This window comes from Microbacterium umsixpiens, from assembly GCF_053543675.1.
In genome coordinates this window covers 59,113-63,467 of sequence record NZ_JBLVOH010000004.1, presented here as the reverse complement: position 1 = coordinate 63,467, position 4,355 = coordinate 59,113, and the positions used below count along the sequence as shown (strand labels likewise).

Genomic DNA, 4,355 nt, shown 5'->3' with positions numbered 1-4,355 from the left:
CACACGGAGGCATCTCTTATCCCGGGCACCTTCTCTCGCGTCGGCGCCCAACCACGAATGGAGTGACACTGTTGCCTAGCACGACTGACCTTTGGACCGGGCCGTACCTGAACGTGGACGGCCGACCCTTCGTGGTCATCGGAGCGGAGGTACATAACTCCAGCTCAAGCACCGAACGGGCGATCACCGCGTCTTTCGACACCGTCGCGCTCCTCGGCGCCAACACGGTTCTTGCACCTGTCGCATGGGACCTCTTCGAACCGGTTGAGGGCACCTACGACACGCGCCTTGTCGACGCGATGATTGAGGGAGCGCGTTCGCGAGGCTTGAAGCTCATCCCTCTGTGGTTCGGGTCCTGGAAGAACGCCGCTTCGACGTACGTCCCAGCATGGGTGAAGCGGGACGCGGAGCGCTTCCCGCGCTCTCTCCTATCAACCGGTCACCATGCCGAACATCTCACGCCGTTCGGGTCCACGTCACGCGAGGCCGATGCGCGCGCGTTCGCTGCCCTGATGCAGCACATAGCCGCTGTGGACGCCGACCGCACGGTGATCGCGGTGCAGGTGGAGAACGAGATCGGGTTGCTCGGCGACACCCGCGACCGCAGCAATAATGCGGAGCGCCTGTTCAATGACCGTGTACCTGCAGCTGTCATCCATGCGGTTGCCGGGGACGTCGACGCCCCCCTCCACGCGGAATGGGTCGCCCACGGCAGCCTGAGGGAAGGAACTTGGGCGGAGGTCTTCCCTGCGGGCGACCGCGTCGACGAAGCGTTCATGGCGGCCGGTTTCGCCGCCTACACGCAGGTCGTGGCTGCCGCGGGGCGAGCGGAATTGAATGTTCCCCTGTTCGTCAACGCCTGGCTCGACCGCGATAGCGTACTCGACGGCCCGGTCGCCCTTGCCGGCGGCAAACGGCCTGGACAGTATCCGAGTGGCGGACCCGTTCTGCCGGTCGCCGCGATCTGGGAAGAACTCGCCCCGGACATCGATTTCCTCGCACCTGACATTTACGTTGATGACATCACAGAGGTACTCGCCGGTTTCAAGGCTCGCCGGGGGCGCCTGCTCATCCCGGAGTTGCGCGGCGACTCTCCCGGCATCCCGCAGATGTTCGAAGCCATCGGCAACCACGCGGCGCTTGGCGTCTCCCCGTTCGGTGTGGACTCCTATACGCCGACAGATCCTGAGTTTGCTCCCCTCGCCGACGCCTTTCACCTCCTTCGGGCTGCGGCAGCCGTCGTCGCGGTCAATCCGGACGCGCAGATGCGCGCCATCATCCTGAACGAAGAAAACCCAGGTGCGGAGATCGTCCTCGGCGACGTGACGGTGACCTTACACACGAAGGATGAGTGGGGGTACGTCACACCGGTCTATCCCGGGTACGCCATCGTCATCGAGGACGGCCCGAACGGGGTCTATCTCCTCGGCCGAGGTTTCTGGATCACCCTGGCAGGCACGGACGGACGGACGGCTTCCTTCCTTTCCGCGACCGCGTTCGAGCTCGAGGGCGACGAGCTTGTTCCGACGCTGCACCTAAACGGCGATGAGACCGCCTCGGGCTCGCTGATCCCCTATCCCTTCCCCGGGAGCGGGCTGGTACCTGGCCGCGCCATTCCCACCCGTATCCCTGAGACGGGAATCACCCGGTTCTCCACCTACGCGATCTGAGCGCGCCGCGCCTCTTCCTCTTCCTCGTCTGCCCCACCGAACGGACCTGCTATGAACGACGACTACCTGCCCTACCGCGACTCCACCCAACCTGTGGGGGTGCGAGTACGAGACCTCCTCGAGCGCATGACACTCGAAGAGAAAGCGGCCCAGACGGCATCACCTTTCGGCACGGCTGTCGATGCACACACCCCGCCTGCGACAGGCTGGGGTACTGCAACCGCCGCCATCGCTGCATTGAACTTGCCGCCCCGGGAGGCGGCGGCGCGCGTGAACGAACTGCAGCGCAAGCACATCGAGGACACGCGCCTCGGTATCCCCGTCCTTCTCGCGGAGGAGGCGCTCCTCGGTTTCAAAGTCCAGGGCGCGACCACCTTCCCGGACGCCATCGCTCAGGCAGCGACGTGGGATCCGGAACTCATCAGGGAGATGGGTGCGGAGATCGGGGCTCAGATGGCAGCCCTCGGCGCGAGGATGGCGCTGTCTCCGCTCGCAGACGTCGCTCGCGACCCGCGATGGGGACGAGTCGGCGAGACCTACGGTGAGGACCCCTACCTCGTCGGCTCGACGGCATCGGCCTTCGTTCGGGGGCTGCAGAACGCGGTCCCGGGAAGTCCGATCATCGCGGCGCTCAAGCATTTTGTCGCTTATGGGGCGAGCGACGGCGGACGCAATACCGAGCCCGCTCAGGTGGGAGACCGACTCCTGCGCGAGTTCTACGGTGTTCCGTTCGAAATGGCGATCCGCGATGGGGGCGCCGATGGAATCATGCCGTCCTACAACGACCTCGATGGCGTGCCCGTCACCGGGTCCCCGGAACTCCTCGACGGCCTCCTCCGCCAGGACTATGGCTTCGACGGAGTAGTCATTTCCGACCTCGACGCCATCGGGCAGCTCCATACCAAGCATGGCGTGAGCGATTCGCTGGTGGCCTCGTTTGCTGACGCCATTCGCGCAGGCGTGGATATCGACCTCGACAACCGCGTCTCCACCGACCGCATTGTGGAGGCCGTCGAGACGGGACTGCTCACCGAAGGCGAGCTGGACCGGGCCGTCGGGGCAATCCTCCGGGCAAAGTTCCGCCTGGGCCTCTTCGAGAACCCCTACGTGGATATCGATTCGGTCCCGGAGACTCTCGACTCTTCCGCTGCACGGGGGCTGGCGCGGCGGGTCGCCGAACGCTCGGTGGTCCTGCTCAAGAACGACGCGGTCAACGGCACCCCGCTTCTCCCGCTGACGAGGACGCCTGACACCATCGCCGTCATCGGGCCGAACGCGGACCGGCCCATGGGTCAGCTCGGGCACTACGCCTACCAGGTCCTCGACAGCATGACGAAGCGGTTCGCCCTCGCGGCGAACCCGCAGGCTCGTCTCGAAGATGTCGAGGAGCTGCGTGGCAAGACCGGCGCCGACGACGCCGATCTCCTCGTGGACACCGTGCCGCTCGTCACCTTCCTCCAGGGAATCCGCGAGCGCGCTGGTGATGCGGCGACCGTGCTGCACGAAGTGGGGTGCCCGGTCGAGCGAATGGACCGCTCGGACATCCCGGCCGCCGTTGACGCAGCCCGACGCTCCGACCTTGCCGTCCTTGTTGTCGGCGACCAGGCTGGCATCAACGGCTTCGGGACAGTCGGAGAGGGACTCGACAGCGCTACATGCGAGCTGCCGGGCGTGCAGCGCGAGCTGGTGGAAGCAGTCCTGGACACGGGCACACCGACCATTGTCGTGCTCAGTCATGCGCGCCCGTACGTGCTGGGCTGGCTCGCAGACCGGGCTCCGGCAATCGTCTCGGCGTGGCTCGGTGGAGAGGAAGCCGGAGCCGCGACCGCCGCCGTGCTCTTCGGCGACGTGAACCCGGCAGGCAGGCTCCCTATCGCCATGCTGGAGAACGTTGGCTCAGCGCCCGTTCCCTACTGGAGGACGCTGCAGAGCAACGACAGCTATGTCGACGGCTCCGCGCGCGCGGTTTTCCCCTTCGGGCACGGACTCAGCTACAGCCAGTTCGAATACCGTGATCTCGCATTCCAGGCACCCCAAGTCGGAACCGACGGCGTGATCCGCTGCACATTCACCGTTTCGAACACGAGCGACCGAGACGGCGACGAAGTCGTTCAGGTGTACGGTCGCGACCTGGTGGCGCGAGTCGTTCGTCGATCTCGCGTGCTGCTGGGTTTCCAGCGAGTCTTCCTTCGCGCGGGTGAAGAGCGACAGGTGCTGGTCGAGATCCCCTCGGAGATGTTCGCGTTGTGGGACCGCCGGGAAGGCTGGGTGGTCGAACCGGGCGCACTCCGCCTTTTCATCGGCGGGTCGTCCGCGTCCACGCCCTTGAAGGGCAGCGTCGACCTGAGTGGCGAACTTCACCGTTGCTCTCGTGACCGAGCGCTCTGGAGCACCGTCACTGTGGATGGAGAGCTGACCGATGTCGTCGAGGTTGCGCGCGTGGAGGTGGCGGTTCCGGCGTTGACCTCCGCGAGCACCATCGGGGACTGGTTGAGTCACCCCCGGGGACGGGCAGTGTTGTCTGACGCCTTGAACGGCGCAGACGAAGAGACGCTAGCGCAGGCTACCGGTCTCACGCTCGATCAACTCGTGATGTACAGCCAGGGCGCTCTGCCAGCCGATCTGCCGCAGACGCTTCTGACGCAGGTCACCGAGGTCTAAACCGCGCGGAGGAAGGGCTGGGAG

2 protein-coding genes are annotated in these 4,355 nt (G+C 65.7%); both read left to right on the top strand.

Features of this window, described 5'->3' with window-relative positions:
- On the top strand, nt 1-1,670 hold a 1,670-nt coding region (locus ACNPM4_RS00595; RefSeq protein ID WP_448984348.1), incomplete at its 5' end, for a DUF5597 domain-containing protein.
- Between the two features lie 51 nt (nt 1,671-1,721).
- Nucleotides 1,722-4,331: a beta-glucosidase family protein gene (locus ACNPM4_RS00590; RefSeq protein WP_448984347.1), complete on the top strand. Its 2,610-nt coding sequence runs from the start codon at nt 1,722-1,724 to the stop codon at nt 4,329-4,331.
- Nucleotides 4,332-4,355 lie beyond the last annotated feature (24 nt).